A 19,907-nucleotide genomic window follows, 5' to 3' on the forward strand; every position below is an offset into this window, starting at 1 on the left:
AATGGCTGTAGATGGCAGACAAGCAGCGTTGGATAACGCGTTAAAACAAATTGAAAAAGACTTTGGTAAAGGCGCAATTATGCGTCTTGGTGAAGCAGCTGATCGCATGAACGTAGAGGTTATCTCCTCCGGTTCTCTTGCTATCGATATCGCTGTTGGTGTAGGTGGGTTCCCTCGCGGTCGTGTTATTGAAATCTACGGTCCAGAATCCTCTGGTAAAACAACAGTAGCACTTCATGCTGTAGCAGAAGCACAAAAACAAGGCGGCATTGCGGCATTTATTGATGCGGAGCATGCGATGGACCCAGTATATGCTCGTAACTTGGGTGTAGATATCAATAACTTATTGATTTCTCAACCAGACAATGGTGAACAAGCTCTTGAAATTACGGAAGCTCTTGTTCGCAGTGGTGCTGTAGATATCGTCGTAGTTGACTCCGTTGCAGCTTTAGTTCCTAAAGCTGAAATCGATGGTGAAATGGGCGATGCTCACGTAGGTTTACAAGCTCGTTTGATGAGTAAAGCATTGCGTAAATTGACTGGTATCATCAGTAAATCTAAAACGGTTGTTATCTTTATCAACCAATTGCGTGAAAAAGTAGGCGTCATGTTTGGTAACCCTGAAACGACAACTGGTGGTCGTGCGTTGAAATTCTATTCTTCCGTACGCCTCGATGTTCGTAAAGGTGAATTAATTAAAGCTAATAACGAAAACGTTGGTGCTCGCACTAAAGTAAAAGTTGTTAAAAACAAAGTAGCACCTCCGTTCAAAACCGCTGAATTTGATTTGATGTACGGCGAAGGTATCTCCAAAGCTGGTACACTTATTGATATCGGTACAAATATGGAAATCATCAATAAATCTGGTGCATGGTATTCCTACAATGGGGAGCGTATGGGCCAAGGTAAAGAAGCTGCTAAACAGTACTTGCTTGATAATCCACAAGTAGCGGATGAAATCGATCGTATTATTCGCGATACATTGGCTGTAGGTACAGAAGAAATTGACGTAATCGGTGAAGAAGTAACTGAAGAAGTATAATCATGAGTGACGAAACGATGCAAGCTGCTATGGATCAAGCGTATCGCTTCCTAGCTCAACGATTTCTTAGTTCCTATGAACTAATACAAAAAATGAGACGTAAACAATTCGAGGACCCAATCATTGAGAGGGTCCTTGAACGCCTTAGAGAGTATGATTACATTAATGATGAGCGCTTATCTGAACAAGTCCTAGCATACTTGATGAAAGAACAGAAATATGGCTCTTACATGATTAAACAAAAGATGAAGCTTCGAGGGCTTAATATCCCTTCAGAAATTTCTTCTTATGATGAAGTAAAAGCGGCTTATCGAGTAGTGGAGAAAAAATTTGGTTCCATTCTCAATGAGGACCGCACTCCTCGTGTAAAAGTATTTAATTTTCTCAAATATAGAGGATTTTCAACAAGAACAATTCAAGTCGTATGTAATGATTTTTATGAATAAATAATGCTTTTTGAAAGACCTTGCTAAGCTTGTAAAATCTTGACAGAAAGGGCGTTCAAGTCTAAAATTAATAATAGCCTTATTTATTTATATGATGATATGGCTAATTGATAATTTAATGCATGAAGGGCATAAAAAGGAGCATGAAAGCTCGATTTTGAGAATTTAAGAGGAGGTGAGACAGATTTTAGAGTATAGTCTAATTGCAGTGGTAATGGTACTGATTGGACTAGGGGTAGGCTATTTTTTAAGAAAAAATATTGCTGAAGGAAAACTGAATCAAGCTGAGCAAGAGGCTGCACGCATCATCGCTAACGGTGAGCGCACAGCTGAGTCTAAAAAGAAAGAAGCTTTATTAGAAGCGAAAGAAGAAATTCATAAGCTCCGTTCCGATGTGGAACGAGAAAATAAAGATCGTCGTTCTGAACTTCAACGTATGGAACGCCGTATTCTTCAAAAAGAAGAATCTTTGGATAAAAAATTAGACAATATTGAGCACAAAGAGGAAGCTTTACATCGCAAAGAAGCTGAATTAGCCCAAAGCCGTGAAAAGGTAGAAGCTTTGTATGAAAAACAAATGGCAGAATTGGAACGCATTTCTGGTATGACTTTCGAAGAAGCGAAAAATATCTTGTTAACGAATGTAGAACAAGAAATCCGTCATGAAACGGCTATTATGGTTAAGGAAATGGAACAGCAAGCTAAGGATGAAGCGGAGAAAAAAGCGAAAGAAATTATCTCCTCTGCAATCCAACGTTGCGCAGCTGACCATGTAGCGGAAACTACCGTATCCGTAGTGGCATTGCCTAATGATGAAATGAAAGGTCGTATTATCGGTCGTGAAGGGCGTAATATTCGCGCACTTGAAACATTAACAGGTATTGACTTGATTATCGATGATACACCAGAAGCAGTTATTCTTTCCGGCTTCGATCCAATTCGTCGTGAAGTGGCTCGTATTGCATTGGAAAAATTGATTGTAGATGGTCGTATCCATCCAGCTCGTATTGAAGAAATGGTTGGTAAGGCTCGTAAAGAGGTTGACCAAACTATTAAAGAAGCAGGTGAACAAGCGACATTTGAAGCTGATGTTCACGGCTTACATCCTGAAATCGTTAAGATTTTAGGTCGTTTAAAATATCGTACTAGTTACGGCCAAAACGTATTGAAACATTCCATCGAAGTATCTCATTTAGCAGGGTTAATGGCAGCTGAACTTGGCTGCGATGTAACATTGGCTAAACGAGGTGGCTTAATTCATGATATCGGTAAAGCATTGGACCGCGAACTTGAGGGCTCTCATGTTCAAATCGGTGTTGATGTAGCTCGTAAATATCGTGAAAGCGCAGCAGTAATCAACTGTATTGGTGCTCATCATGGTGATGAAGAGTTCCAAAGTGTTGAGGCTGTATTAGTAGCTGCTGCTGATGCTATCTCCGCAGCTCGTCCAGGAGCACGTCGAGAAACATTAGAAAACTACTTGAAACGTTTATCTAAATTGGAAGAAATCGCTGAATCCTTCGAAGGCGTTGAAAAATGCTTTGCTATTCAAGCCGGTCGTGAGATTCGCGTTGTAGTAAAACCGGATAAGATTGATGAAGCTGAGTCTACATTACTTGTTCGGAATATCGTAAAACGCATCGAGTCTGAACTCGAATATCCTGGCCAAATCAAGGTCGTAATTATTCGTGAAACTCGTGTTGTGGATTACGCAAAATAATATGCAATAAGCGATAAGTATAGGCTGCAATGTTATCATTGCAGCCTATTGTTATCAAAATATTGGTAATGGTATCGTTTAATACGGCGTATAGGAATCCTTATGTATTTTATCTTCATAGATAAGGATTCCTATGATTCGTATTTGGTTTTTTACACCATTTTAATAATTTAACTGATTAAAATCTTTTACAAATAGAGGATTTTTTATTTATATATCGAATTAATATATATATGGGAAAGGAGGCGTTGGCTATGAGGCGATATTTTGAAAATGAATTGATTGAACAAATCAAAGATGCTAATGATATCGTATCAGTTATATCCGAGCATGTAGCCTTAAAGAAACGCGGTAAAAACTATTGGGGTTGCTGTCCTTTCCATAATGAAAAAACGCCATCCTTTAGCGTTGCCCCTGAAAAGGGTTTTTATTATTGCTTTGGTTGTCATGCATCGGGGAATGTTATTAAATTCCTTATGGAGTTAGAACATTTAACCTTTGTAGAGGTACTAGAGCGGCTAGCTAACCGAGCTAATATTCCATTGCCAGAGGCGAAGCTTTCACCTGAGCAGCGAGCTCGAGATGAAAGAAGAAAAAAACTATATGAAGCTTGTGATTTAGCGGCTACATTTTTCCATAACTGTCTCACTCAAACCTCTATGGGAAAGGTGGGGCTCGATTATTTAAAGAAGCGGGGACTTACGAAGGAAACAATAGAACAGTTCAAGCTTGGATTTGCCCCTGATGGTTGGGATAAGTTATATCGTGCCTTCCATGAACGCGGTATTGATGATTCAATTTTATTAGAGTTGAATTTGGTACGTAAAAACCAAAAGGGACAATTCTATGATTTCTTTAGAAATCGTATTATGTTCCCTATAATGGATGGTAAAGGACGAGTCGTTGCCTTCGGTGGGCGGGTCATGGATAACAGTACACCAAAATATTTGAACTCTCCTGAGTCATCTATCTTTGAAAAGGGGAAAATATTATTTGCTTTTGATAAGGCGTACAAAACAATTCGTCAAGAGAGGCAAGCTATTCTCGTAGAAGGATATATGGATGTTATATCTGCCCATAATCATGGTGTTACTAATGTAGTAGCGTCTTTGGGGACTGCGTATACAAAAGATCATGGACATATCTTGATGAGACAGGCAGATGAAATTGTATTAGCCTATGATATGGATGGTGCTGGTCGTCAAGCAGCTGCTAGGGCCATTGAATTATTACAAAATACGGACTTTAAGGTACGTGTTCTTGCTATGCCAGATGGCAAAGATCCTGATGATTACGTGCGTAATCATGGTGGGCAGGCATTTAAAGACTTAGTCGCAAAGGCTGTGAAGCCTCTTGATTATTTATTGAGTGAGTCTTTAATTAAGCACGATACAAATGATACTGAAGGAAAACAAGCCGTTATGGCGGATGTGTTCCCATATATTGCAAATATAGATAGTCAAACACAGCGAGATGACGCATTAAAAACATTAGCATTGCCTCTGTGGCTTGATAATAGTAGTATCTTTAGATACTTCCGCGATTATGTGAAAAAGGGGCAAATTGAATTAGTAGATACTGCATCTGCACCTTTGCCAACACAGGATTTACCTAAGGGGGATGCGGAGAAATTACTATCTCTAGCTTTCACAGATGGTGAAGTTTTACAACAAATGATGAACTATTTGCCAGTAGAGGACTTTGAAAAAAATGAATATCGCGGTATAATAGAAAAGATATTCACCTTATTTAAGACAGAAGGTAGTTTAGATGAAACTGCAATTCAAGCTATTTTAAGCCCTTCAGAGTATGATATTTACTCTAGATTGGTTGTTATGAGCGATGATGAATATAAGGTGCAAGTGCCTGGATTAATCCGCAAGATAAGGCTCCATTCTTTGCGTGAACAGTATAAAGCGCATTCAATTATGGCGGATCAATTAAAACGGGCAGGAGATTCGACGTTTATTAGCGAATTACATAAATGTCAGGAAATACAGAATTTAATTAGAGAATGGTCTAAGTAAATACTATAAGAAGGAGAGCGTTGTGGCTAAGAAAGTACAAAAAAGTCAAATAGAGGAGATTGTGGAACAACTTCTTGAAAAAGGCCGTAAGACCGGTGTGTTGACACAATCCGAGATTTCAGATGCTCTTCATGAGCAGGCGGAAATCACTGCAGAACAATTAGATGACATTTATACTACTTTAGGTAAATTAAATATTGAGGTTATAGCTGACGTCGATGCAGAAGATGTAGATGAACATCCAATCGAGCCAGAAGAAGATGCTGAAGAGGTTGTTAGCGAGAAGAGTATCTCCATCGACTTAAGCGTAGACTCTGGTGTTAATATTGATGACCCAGTGCGTATGTACCTCAAAGAGATTGGTCGTGTTCCTTTGCTTTCTGCGGACGAAGAAATCGTTTTAGCAAAGCAAATTGAAGCTGGCGCAGCAGAAGATGCTACATATAAAGATATCCAACTTGCCAAAAAGGCTAAGAAAAAATTGGTAGATGCTAACTTGCGCTTAGTTGTAAGTATCGCAAAACGCTATGTAGGTCGTGGTATGTTATTCTTGGATTTGATTCAAGAAGGTAATCTTGGTCTGATTAAAGCGGTTGATAAATTCGATTATACAAAAGGTTACAAATTCTCCACATATGCTACATGGTGGATTCGTCAAGCGATTACGCGTGCTATTGCGGACCAAGCTCGTACGATTCGTATTCCTGTACATATGGTAGAAACGATTAATAAATTGATCCGTATTTCTCGTCAGTTATTGCAAGATAAAGGTCGCGAACCATTGCCAGAGGAAATTGCGGAAGGCATGGGGATTACTGTAGAGCGTGTGCGCGAAATCCAAAAAATCGCACAAGAGCCAGTATCCTTGGAAACTCCAATTGGTGAAGAAGAAGATTCCCATTTAGGGGACTTCATCGAAGACCAAGACGCAATTGCTCCAGATGATGCAGCTAGTTACATCTTGTTGCAAGAGCAAATTGAAGATGTATTTACATGCTTAACAGATCGTGAGCAACAAGTATTGATCTTGCGCTTTGGTTTGAAGGATGGTAAACCTCGTACATTAGAAGAAGTGGGTCAACACTTCAATGTTACTCGTGAACGTATCCGCCAAATTGAAGGTAAGGCGCTTACTAAATTGCGTAACCGCGGTAAACGCGATAAAATCAAAGACTTCTTATAAAATAAAGAGTCTCGTAAGGGTTGCAATGCAGTGCTCTCTAGCACTGTGTTACAGCCCTTTTATGTTATAATAAAGGTGTGTTCAACGAAGACGATATGATTCATCGTTTTATGCTCATGAAACAGTCATAGAAATGTAGTGTGCCTTGACTTAGTACTGTTCAATTCGGTATAATTAATAAGCTAGAAACTAACTGTGGGCCTATAGCTCAGGGGTAGAGCAACCGGCTCATAACCGGTCGGTCCCTGGTTCGAACCCAGGTGGGCCCACCAATTATGTTGATATCTACCGTCCTTGAGAATTCAAGGGCGGTTATTTTTATATACTAATAGTAGAGGATATTATGGAACCTAGACCTATGATGGAGCGCTTGGAAGCGGTGTTTTCAATCGTGCCAAAGGCTCATGCTATTGCAGATATCGGTACTGATCATGGCTATTTAGCGGTAGAACTCATTAATCGTGGTCGTGCTGAATTTGTCATCGCTGGGGATGTGCATAAAGGGCCGTTAGAGTCAGCAAAAGAATATGTTAAGTCACGTGGGCTTGAGTCTAAGGTAGATTGCCGTTTAGGGGATGGTCTCAAGGTAACGCAGAAAGGCGAGCTAAATGGTGCCATCTGCTGCGGTATGGGCGGTTTTTTGATGCGAGATATTGTAGACGCAGGGCCTGAGCCATTAGAGTTCTACGTGTTACAACCACAAAATGGGCAAAAAGAATTGCGTCAGTATATGGTGAAAAAGGGCTATGTTATCGTTCTTGAAATTATCGTTGAAGATGCAGGCAAATTATATACTGCATTTTTAGCGATTCGTGAAGATAGTGTAGAAAAGTATACAGGTACGCCGATTCGAGAAGATATGTATGCCGCATTGCCTGAAGAATCCTTATTGTGGTCTGTAGGCGCTCTTCTTGAACAGGAACGCCCACCTCTTTGGAAAAAATACATTGAGTATTTGATTTACCAACGCCAATGTGCACTAGATGGTATGACTGATAAATTAAGTCATACCGATAAATATAAGGAATTAGATGCTGAAGTAGCGTTTCTTTGTAGTCTTTTAGAAACTAGATAGAAGGAAGTGAGTTATATGACAACAGTTCAACATGTTATTTCATTGATGGAACAATTAGCGCCGCGTTCCTATGCTGAATCATGGGATAATGTAGGTCTTATGGTAGGCGATCGTAATGCAGTCGTTACAGGAGTATTAACGGCCTTAGATGTTACAGAGGAAGCTGTAGCCTATGCTATTGAGCATAACTATAATTTGATTGTTAGCCACCATCCATTAATCTTTAAAGGTTTAAAACAGCTATCTTGCGATACGGTGCAAGGTCGTATGATTCATCAGTTGATTCAGCATAAGATTGCCGTTTATAGTGCTCATACAAATCTCGATATCGCACCAGGTGGTCTTAATGATATGTTGGCAAATCAACTGGGGCTTATAGACGTAAAAGGTTTTGTTAAAACTGGTGAAGAAGCGCTGTATAAGGTGACTACCTTTGTACCTGAAAGCGCTGCTGATGCGGTTCGTCATGCTATGGGCAACGCAGGGGCAGGAAAAATTGGTAACTATGAGCATTGTAGCTTTAGTCTTCACGGTGAAGGTCGCTTTATCGGCAATGAAGAGTCTCATCCTGTCATCGGTGAAGCGGGGACTTTAACGGTGGCACCTGAGGTACAAGTGAATGCTATCGTAGATGGTACTCATTTAAGCCAAGTTGTGGAGGCCATGAAATCCGCTCATCCTTATGAAGAAGTGGCTTATGAAGTTGTGTCCTTAGTAGGTCCTACAGCATCTACTCAGTATTTAGGTAGAGTTGGTCGTTTGCCAAATGCATTGAATTTAGATACCTTCCGTGAATGGGTACAAGAAGCCTTACCATTGGCAAATATTCGCTTTGCAGGCATTGCACCTAAAGAGATTCAATCCATTGCGTTATGTTCCGGAGCTGGTGCTGAATTTATTAAAGATGCGGCTCGTTTACATGTGGATGCATATATTACCGGTGATGTGAAGTATCATGAGGCTCAAATGGCTAAGGAATTAGGGCTCCTTGTTGTTGATGCAGGGCATTTTTGTACAGAATCTATTGTAGCTGATGGTTTGCGAGATTATTTGATCGGAACAGGCCTTTCTATTCCTATTCAAGCTTTCACAGAACAAAATGATTTCTTCTTTTTATAATGTTGCATTTTCTTGCAACAAATAGCTTAGCTATGATAAACTGAATTGAAGCAAGTATGAAAGACGGTTGCGAGTCCATAGGACTCGAGGAAAGTCCGAGCTCCATAGGGCAGGATGCCAGATAACGTCTGGCGAGGGTGACCTTAGGGAAAGTGCCATAGAAAAGGAAACCGCCACGTCAGTGGTAAGGGTGGAAAGGTGAGGTAAGAGCTCACCAGCAGTCTGGTAACAGGCTGGCTCGGTAAACCCCATCCGGAGCAAGACCGAATAGGGAAGGGTTAAGGGTGGTCCCGCCTACCTTCCGGGTTGTGTCGCTCGAGCGTGCAGGCGACTGTACGCCTAGAAAGATAATCGTCACCGCGCAAGCGGAACAGAACTCGGCTTATTGATTGCTTGCTTCCATATTTAGAATATAATTTATAGTATATAAGATTGTAGATCTTTGTTAGGAGAATTTCATGGCAATTACAGCAATTACTAGTGTACAAGAATTTGATGAAAAAGTACTTGGGTCTAAAGGTTTGGCTATTGTTGATTTTTGGGCTGCTTGGTGTGAACCTTGCACTGTTATGCGTCCAGAGGTAGAGGCGGTAGCAGAACGTTTTGAAGGACAAGTAGAATTCTTTAGCGTTGATGCGGAAGATAAAAATCTTCGTGGTATTTTATTGAAAGAAGACATCGATGGCATTCCATCCATGGTATTCTTCCGTGATGGCAAAAAGCTTGATTCCCTTGTAGGTTACAAAAAAGCTGATGTGCTTGAGGCCCTAATCAAGGAAATTATGTAATAGTCTAATAACTGTTTAAAAACTACAAAACATACATACAAAGCTGTATATAAGAGAAATTACCTCTCATATACAGCTTTTTTGCTTAAATTCTATAGTTATTAATTTTATAAAGTGCTATAATAAAATAGTAAGAATGTGATTGTTATCATGATTTTGAACTTTATTGTATGATAAATTGAGCTTATAAAAATGATTTCTATCATATTGTTGTAGTTTATTAAGTAATATACATATATTGCGCAAAGTTGTTGTAAGGAGGCTATATTCCGTGAAGAATCGTGTAAACAGTCTATGGACACTCTTCCAAGAGCGCCGTTTGAGTCGACGCACATTTATGAAATCCTGTGTAGCACTCACCGCTATATTAGGCCTACCACCAACGATGTTAGACACCGTTGTTAAGGCTGCTGAAACAACTGAATTGCCTACGGTAATTTGGCTACATGGTCATGAATGTACTGGTTGTAGTGAATCTTTTATCCGTTCATCCTCTCCATTTACTTCTGATGTTATTTTAAATATGATTTCTCTTGAATATGATGATACTTTGGCGGCAGCGTCTGGTGCACCATTAGAGGAACATTTAGAAAAAATCATCAAAGAAAAAGCAGGTAAATATATTTTAGCTGTTGAAGGTGGCGTGCCACTTGACGAAGATGGTATTTTCTGTATTGTAGGTGGTCGCACATTTAAGCAATCCTTGTTAGAAGCGGCTAAAGGGGCTGCAGCGATTATCGAATATGGTTCTTGTGCTTCCTGGGGGGGAATCCAAGCGGCTAAACCCAATCCAACAAATACAGTATCTGTATCTTCTGTTGTATCTGGTAAACCAATTATTAAAGTTCCTGGCTGTCCTCCGATTCCAGAGGTTATGACTGGTGTAGTAATGCACTATGCATTGTTCGGTCAAATTCCACCTCTTGATGCACAAGGTCGTCCTAAACAATTTTATGGAAATCGTATTCACGATACATGTTACCGTCGTGCCTTCTTTGACTCTGGGTTATTCGTTGAGAAATTTGACGATGATGCATCCAAATCTGGTTGGTGCTTGTACAAGGTAGGTTGTCGTGGACCTCAAACATATAACTCTTGTGGTAACTTACGTTGGTGGAATGGTTTATCCTATCCAATTCAATCTGGCCATGGTTGTATTGGTTGCTCTGAAAAGGGCTTCTGGGATAACGATGTATTCTATAAACGCTTACCAGACATTCCATTAGCAAATACCATTACAACTGTTGATACAATCGGTACAGTAGCTGCTGTTGGTGCAACTGCGGCAGTTATTATTCATGGTGCTGCTACTCTTGCTCGAAACAAGTATCTTGATATTAAAGAGGAAAAACGCTTGAAAGAACAAGGTTTGTGGGATGAAACGAAGCATAATAATGGAGGAGGTCACTAATGAAACGCGTAGTAGTAGATCCGATTTCCCGTATTGAAGGTCATTTACGGGTAGAAATAAAAGTTGATGAAGCGACTGGTAAGGTAGAGGATGCCTTATCTTCTGGTACTGCGTGGCGTGGTATTGAATTAGTTGCAAAGAACCGTGACCCTCGTGACTTGTGGGCCTTTGTACAACGTATCTGTGGTGTATGTACAACGACACATGCTTTAGCAGCTTTACGTGCTGTAGAGGATGCAATTGGTATTACGATTCCTAAAAATGCAAACTATATCCGCAACATTATGCATAGTTGTCTAGATGCACATGATCATATCGTACATTTTTATCATTTGCATGCTCTTGATTGGGTTAGCCCTGTAGCAGCTCTTAATGCAGATCCTGCTAAAACGGCACAATTACAAAATGATGTATTGGCTACTTATAATGTAAGTGGCTTGGCACCAGCAGAAACAGCTTCCAAAAATTCTGCATATCCTAAAGAGTTTCCTAAAGCAACTACTGCGTATTTTACAGCGGTACAACAAAAGGTTAAGAAGATAGTTGAATCTGGTCAGTTGGGCATTTTCTCTGCTCAATGGTGGGATCATCCTGACTATAATTTATTGCCACCAGAGGTTCATTTGATGGCTGTGTCACATTACTTGAATATTCTAGACCGTCAACGTGATATCGTAATTCCTCACGTTGTATTTGGTGGTAAAAACCCTCATCCACATTATATTATTGGTGGTATGCCATGTTCTATTTCTATGGATGACATGAATGCGCCAATTAATACGCAACGCCTTGCAGCAGTAGAACAATCTATTGCATTAACTAAAGATTTAGTAGATAACTTCTATTTGCCAGATCTTTTAGCAATTGGCAAGATGTATGTAGAAAAAGGCATGATCGATGGTGGCGGTCTTGCGAAAAAACGCGTTATGTCTTATGGTGATTATCCTGATGACACTTATACAGGTATTTCCAATGGCGATTACCATAAAAAATGTATCGTTCGCTCTAACGGTGTAGTAGAAAACTTTGCATTAGGTGTAGATAAAGCTACATTTATTCCATTAGAAGGCAAGGATTTTATGGATCCTCAATATCTCAGTGAAGAGGTTGATTACGCTTGGTTTGAGTATCCAGATGGTACGAAAACACTTCATCCTATTGATGGTGTTACAGATCCTAAATTTACAGGGCCTAAATCTGGTACTAAAGAGAACTGGGAATATCTTGACGAAGATAAAAAATACTCTTGGATTAAATCCCCAACTTTCAAAGGTAAAACTGCAGAGGTTGGGCCATTAGCAAAATATATCGTAGTGTATACTAAGGTTAAACAAGGTATTATTAAAGAACCTACTTGGGCAGAAGCTATGATTGTTCGTCAAATCGATACCGTATCTCAAGTCTTGGGCGTACCTGCACACGTTTGGATGACAACTATGGTTGGCCGTACGGCATGTCGTGGTCTTGATGCACAAGTAGCCGCTAATATGAGTCAATATTTCTTCGATAAGTTAGTGGCTAATATTAAAAATGGTGATACTGCTGTTGCAGATATGACTAAATTTGAACCAAATACATGGGATAAAGACGCAAAAGGCGTTGGTCTAGTAGATGCACCGCGAGGTGGCTTGGGTCACTGGATCCATATTAAAGATGGTCGCTCTGCAAACTATCAATGTATCGTACCGTCCACATGGAATGCGTGTCCTAGGATTGCACCTAATGAGCATGGTGCGTACGAAGATGCTATGATTGATACAAAAGTAAAAGTTGCAGATAAACCACTAGAGATTTTAAAGGTAATTCACTCCTTTGACCCATGTCTTGCCTGTGCAACCCATTTATACAATAAAAAAGGCGAAAAAATCGTTTCCATCAATACTGATGCATTGTGTAAATAAAGGGTGGTGGACTTATGTTAATACATACTGACAAAAAGGCGTATGTCGTATTTAGTTTATGGCTACGTATCTTCCACTGGACTATGGTGCTTAGTGTAACAGCTTTATTCTGGACTGGTTTATACATTGGTGACCCAGGGTTTTCCGCTATTACAGGTAATCCAGAGCCAACTTATGCAATTAATGGTTGGTTTTCTATGGAAACTATGCGTCGTATCCATTTCATTGCGGGTGTTATCTTAACATTCTCCTTTATCTTCCGATTTGCTGGTGCTATTCGGAATCGAGGGGATAGATTATTGCCTAAATTCCGTCAAAAACGGTATTGGTATGGGCTTAAAGAAACTACATTGCACTATTTGATGATTCCTCAAAAACACGAACATCATTGGCTTCGTAATTCTTTAGCAAGAACGGCGTACATGATGGTGTACATAATGTTCTTCTTTGAAATCTTAACCGGTTTTGCAATGTATTCAATGATTGACCCTAATGGTATTTTAGGAACTTTATTTGCACCAGTTATTACATTGTTTGGTGGGGAATATAAAGTTCATATTATCCATCACTATATTGCTTGGGGCTTCTTGTTCTTTACTATTGTCCATGTGTATATGGCATTCCGAGAAGACGTTATGGAGGAATCTGGTGAAGTATCTGCTATGGTTTCTGGTATGAAGTATTATGCTCATGATCCAATCGATATTGAGGACCTCAATGGTAAACGACGTCGTGGTGAACGTATCGATAAACCATCCTTCACTACATATCGCCCAAGTGACCCTAATGATCCTAGAGAAAGAGAATTAAAAGAAAATGACTAATGCAAGTACTGAAATCATCAGTGGCTTGGAACAATACGCGGACTCTGAGGGTCCGCGTATTGATTTAAATAGCCTTTACGATGATGGTAATAATGAAATTGTTTTACTTGGGGTAGGGAATATATTACTTACCGATGAAGGCCTTGGTGTTCATGTGGTGAAAGCGTTAAAAGAAAACTATACTTTTACACCCCCTATTTCCATTATTGATGGTGGTACTATGGGGATGGAATTGCTCACCTATATGAGAGGGATGAAGAAAATTCTACTGGTAGATGCCATTAATGGTGGTGATGCACCGGGGACTGTTTATGAGTTCCCTCATAAAGAACTCGAACAATACTTTACAGAACATATTTCTGTACATGAAGTAGGTATGCAAGATATTTTACGAATCCGTGCCATTCAAGAGGAGCCTCTAGAGGATGCTATAGTCATTGGTGTAGAGCCAGAATCCCTTGAGCTTGGTTTTGAACCAAGCGAGGTTGTTCAACGGGCCTTACCAGAGGTAAAAGACCGTGTTCTTAATGTACTTCGACAATGGGGCGTACAAGTAGAACCGAAATTATAAGTAGTAAAACACTACTCATGAGATACTACTGATGCAGATAAAATTAGGAAATTCCAGTATAGGATAGTAGTAATGAAATTTTAATATTGTACATATGGTATTTTTTACATAGGAGTATATATGATTGAAAATTACAACAATGTACGTGCTGTATTAAATGAATTGCGTTTAGCCCTCAAGAATTTACGTGAGAATGGTGAAACCTATTCTATTTATATTGAAAAAACAGGCCTTACAGAGGAAGAGCAAGTCGAGGTATTAGAAACCCTTGGTCGCGGTCATATTACAATTAGTTTTAATGAAACTGATCAACCTGTAGAATGGTATGAATCTCAATTCTCAGGTATTTGGATTGGGACTTTTAAAAACGGTCGTGATGACTCAATTTTACATACTGTAGAGGTTGCAAAATATCCTGTTGTAGCTGGTGCGTACGAAGAAGATATGGAAATGGCAGAAGAGGATTTACAATCCTGGATTGATGCTGCAGGACTATAATAGAAAAGGACCTTTGAAATGGCTCCCCGAATTAAACATAATTGTGGGGCTAAAGTAATAAAATAACTATTTAATATATGAACGTAAGATGAATTAAAGTCGTTTTTCGATATTTATTATCTAGAATCTATCTGTTATTTTGCTTAATGCTTTATTAAATTAGTAATAGTCATTATTCCTTAGTTTAGTAGAGAAATAAAATTATTTTATAATTAGCTGTATTGAGTAAAATTTTAAATAAATGGATGTATTATTAATTTATTGTGCTTATATATAAGCTAAATGAAGTATGTTTTTAGTGATTTCTTAAAGAATAGCATATTTACTGGGTTTATAAGTAGAATTTCACCTATTGTTAACCTTGACGATTTGCCTTAATTTACTAATTAACATAAAATATGTGAGTAAAATACTTTGGAGGATTTATGTTACTTTCTATTGTAGTACCTGTATATAACGAAGAGGAAAACATAGCAACTTTCTATAAAGCTGTAACTGATGTTATGTCAGGTCTCACGTATGATTATGAATTAATCTATGTAGATGATGGATCTAGTGATTCGTCAGCTATGATATTACGTGAAATTGCATATAATGACAAACATGTGAAAGTGTTATTGCTTGCTCGTAATTTTGGGCATCAGACAGCACTTACGTGTGGTCTTGATTATGCTAATGGCGATGCAGTTATTACAATGGACGGTGATATGCAGCATCCACCGGCATTGATTCCTGAACTCGTTCGGTTATGGGAATCAGGGTACGATGTGGTGCGCACCATTCGAGATTCAACTGAGGATGCTAGTTGGGCTAAATCTTTCACGTCTAAGTATTATTACAAGCTAATGAACAAAATGGCCGATGTTCCTATTGTAGAAGGTGGATCTGATTTCCGCCTCATGAATAGTAAAGCATTAGGAACATTGAAACGATTCCGAGAACATGGTCGTTTCTTGCGCGGTATTGTTGGTGCTTTAGGGTACAGACAAGCAGAGTTGCATTTTGTGGCGCCACCTCGTTTTGCAGGTGTCTCGAAATTTAGTGTACGCAAAATGATTCGATTTGCTCTCGATGGGGTAACAGCATTTTCTAGAGTTCCATTACGGGCCGCTTTGTATGTAGGTGTATTCTGTGGTGGTATGAGTTTCTTGCTCATTTTACATCTCTTGTATGTATACCTTATGGGACAAGCCTTGAATGGTTGGACTACCTTGGGCGTATCAATCTTGTTCATTGGGGGGATTCAACTCGTCGGACTGGGAATTATTGGCGAGTATGTGGGTCGTATTTTTGAAGAGGTTAAGCAACGGCCTTTGTATTGGGTTAAGTCAGCTATAAATTTTGAAGAGCATGAAGAGGCTCCTTTATTGGGACCGAGCAGTGCAGATATCTTTATAGCATCAGAGACTTATACTAACAAAAATAAAGAAGACTAGCTGTATTTGTAGATGCAAATAAATAGACGGTTAGTATATTTTGAATAAATAACTTACTTTAAAAGTTTTTGGAAAGGAAGCATATGAAGTCAAAATATAGTAAGGTTAAAATAACGGCATTAACATTAACTTTTGTGTGTGCCACAACAGCCATGGTTGGCGCAACAACATTACAATATGGTGATAAAGGCAAAAGTGTTACAGCGGTTCAACAACAACTAATTAAGCACGGTTATAATGCTACAGACAAAAACGGTGTATATGGTAAGGAAACAAAATGGGCAGTTCGTCTGTTCCAACAAGATCATGGCCTTCCAGTGAATGGTATCGTAGGTCCTGCTACGTATAACGCATTGATGGGTGCTCCTCGTTCTACGAAGGCAGCATTGACTCAAAATGCAGCGACTAAAGCAGTAGCAACGAAATCCGCTTTTACAAACAGCAATGCGACATCTCGTCGTATCGCTAGTCAATCCATTAATGGCAAAAAGGTTAAATTAAATAATATTACGAAAAATGAAACACCTAGCAGTATTCATGCTATCTTGGCGGAAGCAGACAAATACCGTGGTGTACCATATGTATTTGGCGGTACTACTCCAAGTGGTTTCGACTGCTCTGGCTACGTTAAATATGTATTCGAAAAACAAGGTATTTCCTTACCTCGTTTGGCGGATGAACAATATAACGTAGGTGTTGAGGTTTCTCGTGCAAACTTAAAAGCAGGGGATTTAGTATTCTTTGAAACATACGAGCCAGGTCCATCTCACTCCGGTATTTATATTGGTAATGGCAAGTTCATCAGTGCCACTTCCAGTCGTGGTGTTGCAGTAGCTGACCTTGATACAGGTTATTGGGGTGAACGTTACATCGGCGCAAAACGCGTTGTGCGCTAATTTAATAACTAGCTATAAAAGAGGCTATACGAATCAATTATGTTCTGTTGATTTGTATAACCTCTTTTTCTCGTTTTTAGAAAGATTGAATTTTATCCTTTTGTTTACTATTGTGAAAGTCAGTGAATTCCGCATAACTTCAATGTTTTTAATAGATTTTATGTTGTATTTACGATATAATGAAGAGTAAATAATTTTAGGAGGAATATACACATGAAGGGTAATGAACTGCGTCAAGCATACTTGCAGTTTTTTGAAAGCAAAGGACATTTAAAATTAGATAGTTTTTCTCTTATACCAGAAAACGATCCATCTCTATTATTGATCGGGGCAGGTATGGCGCCATTGAAGCCTTTCTTTACAGGTAAATTGGTACCTCCTTGTCATCGTATTACAACAAGCCAAAAATGTATGCGTACTGGTGACCTTGAAAACGTAGGCCGCACAGCTCGTCACCATACATTCTTTGAAATGCTTGGTAACTTCTCTTTTGGTGATTACTTCAAAAAAGAGGCTATCCACTGGGCATGGGAGTTCTTAACTGAGGTTATTAAACTCGATAAAAATAGATTATATGTTACTGTATATCCAGATGACCAAGAGGCATATGATACTTGGCATAACGATTGTGGCGTAGAAGAAAGTCATATTACACGCCTTGAAGATAACTTCTGGGAAATTGGTGAAGGCCCATGTGGTCCAGATAGCGAAATCTTCTTCGACCAAGGCCCTGAACATGGTTGTGATGATCCTAATTGTGCGCCAGGTTGTGACTGCGATCGCTATCTTGAAATCTGGAACTTAGTATTTACTCAATTCAACAAAATGCCAGATGGTTCTTACGAACCTTTACAACATAAAAATATTGATACCGGCGCCGGTCTTGAACGATTGGCTTCCGTATTACAAGGTTGCAGAACTAACTTCGAAACAGATTTGATTTTCCCAATTATCGAAGCTACTGCAAAACGCGCTGGTGTTACATATAATGAAAATCCAAATACTGATGTTTCTTTGAAGGTTATTGCTGACCACGCTCGTGCTGTCACTGCATTGATCTCCGATGGTGTATTGCCATCCAATGAAGGTCGCGGTTACGTATTGCGTCGTATTTTACGTCGTGCTGTACGTCATGGCCGTTTACTTGGCATTGAAGGTATCTTCTTGACACCACTTATTGATGTAGTTATAGACATTCTTGGCCCTGGTATTAAATCCATTGCTGAGAAACAAGACTTCGTTAAACGTGTTGTACAAAACGAAGAAGAACGCTTCAACCAAACATTGGAGCAAGGTCTTGAGTTATTAAATTCCTTGATCGACACATTGGCTGCTGAAAAAGCAACTGTAGTTCCAGGCTCTGAAGTATTTAAACTGTATGATACATATGGCTTCCCTTGGGAGTTAACAGAAGAAATCGCTTCTGAACGCGGCTTTACAATCGACCATGAAGGTTTTGAAGCGGCTATGAAGGAACAACGTGAACGCGCTCGTGAAGCTCGTGTAAAAGAAGATGCAAAGGTAGCAACACCAGACATTACATTCTTGAAAGATGAAGAGCTTCTTGAAGATGAGGCTGTAACAGCTTCTTCTGTATTGATGCTTGGTAAAGGTTCTGAACGTTTGCAAACAGCTGCCGATGGCGATGAAGTGACTGTTATCGTACGCACTACTCCATTCCATGCAGAAGGGGGCGGTCAATTAGGTGATACAGGTTTCATCGTTGGCCCAATGGGTAAAGTAGAGGTTCATAATACAAAACGCTTACCTGAAGGCACAGTATACCATATCGGTACTGTTGTTGAAGGTTCCATCTCTGAAGGCGATGATGTAACACTTGAAGTTGATACAAATCGTCGTGCTGCTATGGCTCGTAACCATACAGCAACACACTTGTTACATGCAGCGTTGAAAAAGGTTTTAGGCGAGCATGTTAACCAAGCAGGTTCCTTGGTAACTCCTGATTACTTGCGTTTTGACTTCACTCATTTTTCTCCTGTAACACAAGAGGAACTTGATCAGATTGAAGCTCTTGTAAATGAAGAAATTTTAAAAGCTACAGATTTAGCTATTGCTGAAATGTCTATGGATGAAGCAAAAGCTAAAGGTGCGATGGCACTCTTTGGTGATAAATATGGTGACGTAGTTCGCGTTGTAGAGGTTCCAGGATTCTCTGTTGAATTATGCGGTGGTTCTCACGTAGGTAATACTGCGTTCATAGGTTCCTTCCGCTTAACTTCTGAAGCTGGTATCGGTTCCGGTGTGCGTCGTATTGAAGCAATCACAGGTCGTGCAGCTCTAGATGCGGCAAAACATGATCGTTTGACTATCGAACGCATGGCAGGGGAACTTAAAACTAAAGCTCCTCAAGTAGAAGAACGCTTGCATCAAGTATTGGCAGAAGCAAAAGAAACTGCTAAAGAATTAGAACAAATTCGTAAAGAAGTTTCTGCAGCTGGTGCGGCAGATATCATTGCTGGTAAAGCTATGATTGGCGATGTTGCATTTGTAGCGGCTGCTGTAAAGGCGTCCTCTATCGATGAATTACGCGACTTAGCAGATATGGGTCTTGATCAATTAAATGGCTCTGGCGTAGTTCTTGTTGGTGCAGCTATGGGTGATGACAAAGTTAACTTTGTATGTAAAGTATCCAAAGATGTAGTGGCAAAAGGCGCTAAAGCAGGTAATATCGTAAAAGCTGCGGCGCAAGTAGCTGGTGGTAATGGCGGTGGACGTCCAGATATGGCACAAGCAGGCGGTAAAGAGCCAGCTAAATTGACAGAAGCATTAAAAGCTGGTGGTGAAGCTTTAACATCTATGTTACAATAGGCATATAATTTCATAATTATATTTGTATCTGTTATAGAAATTTTTCATAATGCATAAAAAGTTACTGACTATGTACCTTTGATTCAAGTATAATAGTAGGCGAGGTTTCACTTTCACAAGTGAAGCCCGCCAATGTAATAA

Annotated in this window: 16 protein-coding genes, 1 tRNA gene and 1 other RNA gene; all 18 read left to right on the forward strand. The window is 39.5% G+C overall.

The genetic code is table 11. From position 1 onward, the window contains the following. The first annotated feature begins 1 nt into the window (after position 1). Positions 2 to 1,042 carry a recombinase RecA gene (gene recA / locus RWZ05_RS03295; protein ID WP_314642081.1) on the forward strand — a complete coding sequence of 347 codons (1,041 nt, stop codon included), beginning with the start codon at positions 2 to 4 and terminating at the stop codon, positions 1,040 to 1,042. A gap of 2 nt (positions 1,043 to 1,044) precedes the next feature. After that, entirely contained in the window at positions 1,045 to 1,488 is a 444-nt protein-coding gene (locus RWZ05_RS03300; RefSeq protein WP_314642082.1) for a regulatory protein RecX, read from the forward strand. 175 nt (positions 1,489 to 1,663) lie between these two features. Further along, positions 1,664 to 3,208 (forward strand): ribonuclease Y, encoded by a 1,545-nt coding sequence (rny, locus tag RWZ05_RS03305; protein WP_314642085.1) that lies wholly within the window; start codon positions 1,664 to 1,666, stop codon positions 3,206 to 3,208. Between the two features lie 254 nt (positions 3,209 to 3,462). Beyond that, a complete protein-coding gene (gene dnaG / locus RWZ05_RS03310; RefSeq protein ID WP_314642087.1) occupies positions 3,463 to 5,235 on the forward strand; it encodes a DNA primase in 1,773 nt (590 codons plus the stop codon). A 22-nt stretch (positions 5,236 to 5,257) separates the two neighbouring features. Then, positions 5,258 to 6,418, forward strand: a complete 1,161-nt coding sequence (rpoD, locus tag RWZ05_RS03315) for an RNA polymerase sigma factor RpoD (protein ID WP_314642090.1) — start codon at positions 5,258 to 5,260, stop codon at positions 6,416 to 6,418. Positions 6,419 to 6,615: 197 nt separating this feature from the next. Beyond that, positions 6,616 to 6,690, forward strand: a tRNA-Ile gene (locus RWZ05_RS03320). A gap of 71 nt (positions 6,691 to 6,761) precedes the next feature. Continuing rightward, positions 6,762 to 7,493, forward strand: coding sequence for a class I SAM-dependent methyltransferase (locus RWZ05_RS03325; RefSeq protein WP_314642091.1), 732 nt, complete (start codon positions 6,762 to 6,764; stop codon positions 7,491 to 7,493). A 15-nt stretch (positions 7,494 to 7,508) separates the two neighbouring features. After that, positions 7,509 to 8,612, forward strand: a complete 1,104-nt coding sequence (locus RWZ05_RS03330; RefSeq protein WP_314642092.1) for a Nif3-like dinuclear metal center hexameric protein — start codon at positions 7,509 to 7,511, stop codon at positions 8,610 to 8,612. Between the two features lie 50 nt (positions 8,613 to 8,662). Further along, an RNA gene (gene rnpB / locus RWZ05_RS03335) (RNase P RNA component class A) lies at positions 8,663 to 9,013 on the forward strand. A 57-nt stretch (positions 9,014 to 9,070) separates the two neighbouring features. After that, a complete protein-coding gene (locus tag RWZ05_RS03340) occupies positions 9,071 to 9,400 on the forward strand; it encodes a thioredoxin family protein (RefSeq protein ID WP_314642093.1) in 330 nt (109 codons plus the stop codon). A 271-nt stretch (positions 9,401 to 9,671) separates the two neighbouring features. Next, positions 9,672 to 10,811: a hydrogenase small subunit gene (locus tag RWZ05_RS03345; protein ID WP_314642095.1), complete on the forward strand. Its 1,140-nt coding sequence runs from the start codon at positions 9,672 to 9,674 to the stop codon at positions 10,809 to 10,811. Beyond that, positions 10,811 to 12,712, forward strand: coding sequence for a nickel-dependent hydrogenase large subunit (locus RWZ05_RS03350; protein WP_314642096.1), 1,902 nt, complete (start codon positions 10,811 to 10,813; stop codon positions 12,710 to 12,712). The genes RWZ05_RS03345 and RWZ05_RS03350 overlap by 1 nt, the downstream gene beginning before the upstream one ends. Positions 12,713 to 12,726: 14 nt before the next feature. Next, positions 12,727 to 13,536, forward strand: a complete 810-nt coding sequence (gene cybH / locus RWZ05_RS03355; RefSeq protein ID WP_314642100.1) for a Ni/Fe-hydrogenase, b-type cytochrome subunit — start codon at positions 12,727 to 12,729, stop codon at positions 13,534 to 13,536. Next, a complete protein-coding gene (locus tag RWZ05_RS03360) occupies positions 13,529 to 14,107 on the forward strand; it encodes a HyaD/HybD family hydrogenase maturation endopeptidase (protein WP_314642103.1) in 579 nt (192 codons plus the stop codon). The genes cybH and RWZ05_RS03360 overlap by 8 nt, the downstream gene beginning before the upstream one ends. 120 nt (positions 14,108 to 14,227) lie before the next feature. Then, on the forward strand, positions 14,228 to 14,605 hold the full coding sequence (locus RWZ05_RS03365) for a hydrogenase expression/formation C-terminal domain-containing protein (RefSeq protein WP_314642106.1): 378 nt from the start codon (positions 14,228 to 14,230) through the stop codon (positions 14,603 to 14,605). A 425-nt stretch (positions 14,606 to 15,030) separates the two neighbouring features. Then, positions 15,031 to 16,041, forward strand: a complete 1,011-nt coding sequence (locus RWZ05_RS03370) for a glycosyltransferase family 2 protein (protein ID WP_314642109.1) — start codon at positions 15,031 to 15,033, stop codon at positions 16,039 to 16,041. Between the two features lie 83 nt (positions 16,042 to 16,124). After that, a complete protein-coding gene (locus RWZ05_RS03375; protein WP_314642111.1) occupies positions 16,125 to 16,937 on the forward strand; it encodes an NlpC/P60 family protein in 813 nt (270 codons plus the stop codon). Positions 16,938 to 17,150: 213 nt separating this feature from the next. Further along, positions 17,151 to 19,766, forward strand: coding sequence for an alanine--tRNA ligase (gene alaS / locus RWZ05_RS03380; RefSeq protein ID WP_314642113.1), 2,616 nt, complete (start codon positions 17,151 to 17,153; stop codon positions 19,764 to 19,766). The last annotated feature ends 141 nt before the right edge of the window (positions 19,767 to 19,907 follow it).

It is taken from the genome of uncultured Veillonella sp., assembly GCF_963543145.1.
Taxonomy (GTDB): Bacteria; Bacillota; Negativicutes; order Veillonellales; family Veillonellaceae; genus Veillonella.